The 2,989-nt window shown below is 39.6% G+C and carries 5 protein-coding genes; 3 read left to right on the forward strand and 2 right to left on the reverse strand.

Annotated features, from left to right (window positions below; translation table 11 throughout):
• The 3 genes from VF500_RS31185 to bshB1 all read left to right on the forward strand — a co-directional run.
• Positions 1-321: DUF4294 domain-containing protein (locus VF500_RS31185; protein WP_330863395.1), on the forward strand; the 321-nt coding region annotated here is incomplete at its 5' end.
• 4 nt (positions 322-325) lie between these two features.
• Positions 326-832, forward strand: coding sequence for a glutathione peroxidase (locus VF500_RS31190; RefSeq protein ID WP_330863396.1), 507 nt, complete (start codon positions 326-328; stop codon positions 830-832).
• Positions 833-845: 13 nt separating this feature from the next.
• Entirely contained in the window at positions 846-1,571 is a 726-nt protein-coding gene (gene bshB1, locus VF500_RS31195; RefSeq protein ID WP_330863397.1) for a bacillithiol biosynthesis deacetylase BshB1, read from the forward strand.
• Positions 1,572-1,668: 97 nt separating this feature from the next.
• Here the strand turns inward: bshB1 and VF500_RS31200 are convergent, their stop codons facing one another.
• Together VF500_RS31200 and VF500_RS31205 are read right to left on the reverse strand one after the other, a co-directional pair.
• Positions 1,669-2,106, reverse strand: a complete 438-nt coding sequence (locus VF500_RS31200) for a hypothetical protein (protein ID WP_330863398.1) — start codon at positions 2,104-2,106, stop codon at positions 1,669-1,671.
• Positions 2,107-2,328: 222 nt separating this feature from the next.
• Positions 2,329-2,989: aminotransferase class III-fold pyridoxal phosphate-dependent enzyme (locus VF500_RS31205; protein ID WP_330863399.1), on the reverse strand; the 661-nt coding region annotated here is incomplete at its 5' end.

Genomic DNA, 2,989 nt, shown 5'->3' on the forward strand with positions numbered 1-2,989 from the left:
GACCTGGCCGTTACTGCCGACAGGAAAAAACAAAAGGAATTAGTAAGCACCTGCGAGGGTGAAATAAAAAATCTGTTCAATAAAGAAATCAAAAACCTGACAATTAGTCAGGGAGAGGTTTTAATTAAGCTTATCGACCGCGAAACCGGGCAAACCAGCTTTGCTATGGTTAAAGAATTAAAAGGCGGTTTTAAAGCTTTCATGTTCCAGTCGGTAGCCAGCATATTTGGCCATAACCTCAAAGAAACTTACGACCCCGAAGAACAGAAGGATATCGAAGCCATATTAAACCAGGCCGGATATAATTCATACAGCAATTAGTTTAATGGATAATAAAAGTATTTACCGGTTTAACGTCCACAAGTTAAACGGTGAAGAGATCAGTCTTTCCGAATATAAAAACAAAGTTCTTTTAATAGTAAACACTGCATCACAATGCGGCTTTACACCCCAGCTAAAAGAACTCGCAGCGTTAAAAACGGATTTTGCAGATAAGGACTTTGAGATCCTTGCATTCCCTTCAAATGATTTTGGCGGTCAGGAGCCTTTAGATGGTGAGGCTATTGCTGTTTTTTGTGAAGCTAATGGGGCCAATTATCCCATATTTGAAAAAATACGGGTACGCGGCCCTTATGCCGATCCTTTATACCAGTTTTTTGCCGATAAAAAAGAGAATGGAAATGTACGATCTGTCCCCCGCTGGAATTTCCACAAATTTTTGATTGACAAGGAGGGCCATGTGGTTGATTTTTACTACCCTTTCACCAAGCCTAACTCCTCAAAGATCAGGCGAAAGATTGACCGCCTGCTGACAACGGCTTCTAACCAATGAATTACTTTTGCGCATGCTTAAATTAGATATATTAATTCTGTCGGTACACCCTGATGATGCTGAATTAGGTTGTGCCGGTACAATTTTAAAACATATTGCCCTTGGCTATAAAGTTGGTATTGTTGACCTTACCCGCGGCGAACTGGGTACCCGTGGCTCTGCCGAGATCCGCAAACAGGAAGCCGCTGCCGCTGCCGACATATTAGGTTTAGCCGTACGTGAAAACCTGGGCCTTCCCGACGCCTTTTTTGAAAACACCCGCGAGCACCAGGTAAAAGTTATTGAAGCCATCCGTAAATTTCGCCCTTCAATTGTAATAACCAATGCTTATCATGACCGCCATCCTGATCATGGCCGCGCTAATGAGCTTGTTGAAGCTTCGGCGTTTTTAGCAGGTTTACGCAAAATAGAAACCTATGATATTGATGGTGCACCACAGGAAGCATGGCGGCCGGATATGGTACTTCATTTTATACAGGATAATTATATTACCCCCGATATATTAATTGATGTAACCGAACATTGGGATAAAAAAATAGAGAGTATTTATGCTTACGGATCACAGTTTTATAACCCAAGCTGGGAAGGTGAACCACAAACCTATATTTCAACACCCGATTTTATTGAGATAGTTACAGGCCGCGCAAGGGAGTTTGGTAAAAGCATCCAGGCAAAATATGCTGAAGGCTTTACCAGTAGAAAAATTTTAGGTGTAGATAATTTATTTAATCTAAGATAATATTAATTAACTTATAATTATATATAGTTAAATTTGCTTTAAATAAAAAGGAGCCTGAAAATCAGGCTCCTTTTTATTTAAGTATGTATAATGATACTTAGGCTCTAATATATTCAAAGCGATTATTTTCATTGCTTCTCTCTCTTCTCAGCTTATTTTCATTAGCCAATTTCAGGAGAATACCTGAAAGCTCAGACGTTTTAAAATCAGAGTCATACTGATCTTTACAGTAATTGGCAATTGACGAAATAGATCGCTGAGTATCAAAGAAATCTGTATTCAACAGTTGATTAAGTATTTTGGTAGCACCTGGTTTTTTACGGCCTGCAATAGCACCACCCTCATCCTCAATACGTAATTTCCTTGCTTTTTTACCAAACAATTCAACCCCTTCGGCATCTACCTTCTCCGATTCGATCATCACTTCCAGTAAACGATCGATTATTCGAACCTGCACGGCTTCAGATTTGAATGAGTTTACAACCTCGGCTACTTCAACCAGTTGTTTCTTTAATTTCTCTATGTGTTTGCTCATGATGATTGAATAGAACTACGTTACTTTAATAGGGTTGCAACAAATCTAATTGGAATAATAACAAAAAATATAGCGTATTTTGGAAAAAAAGTAGCGTATATTAATATCTTTTGTTTTTTACAAATAATAGATGCCGTTTTTACCTTATTAAATATTAGTTAATTCCATCCGCTCCATGAACGGATTTAGCTGTAGCCGGGATTGATTTTCTTTACTTTTTTGTTAAAAAGTGGTTGAGATCTGTTCAAGCATCTCTAAACCAATATCAATATGGCTTTTTTCAATGATCAGCGCAGGGCGGAAACGTACGCTCCTTTCACCACAGCCAAGGTACATAATATTATTATCAAAACCTTTTTTAATAAAACTATCTCGGATCGTTTTGTCCGGAAAATCAAAAGCTGTGAGCAGTCCTTTTCCCCGCACATTACTTACAACGGGGTGCCTTTCGGCAATTTCACTTAAGCCGTTTTGCAGGTACTCGCCCATGGCTGCTGCATTATCGCAAAGGCTATCCTCCTCAATGATCTCCATTATTTTTGATGAGCGCACCATATCAACCAAACTGCCGCCCCAGGTTGAGTTTATGCGTGATGATACTTTAAACACATTATCTTCCACCTCATCAATGCGCCTGCCGGCCAATATACCGCAAACCTGCATCTTTTTGCCAAAGGCCAGGATATCCGGACGCGCCCTTTCACCAAAATGCTCATGGCACCAGAATTTTCCTGTTAAGCCAACGCCGGTTTGCACTTCATCATATACCAGTAATGCTTCGTACTCGTCAGCAAGTTCACGCAGTTTTTCCAAAAACTCCTTACGTACATGGTTATCACCGCCTTCTGATTGTACAGGTTCAATTATTATAGCACATATATCA

It is taken from the genome of Mucilaginibacter sp. (genome assembly GCF_036383575.1).
Classification (GTDB): Bacteria; Bacteroidota; Bacteroidia; order Sphingobacteriales; family Sphingobacteriaceae; genus Mucilaginibacter.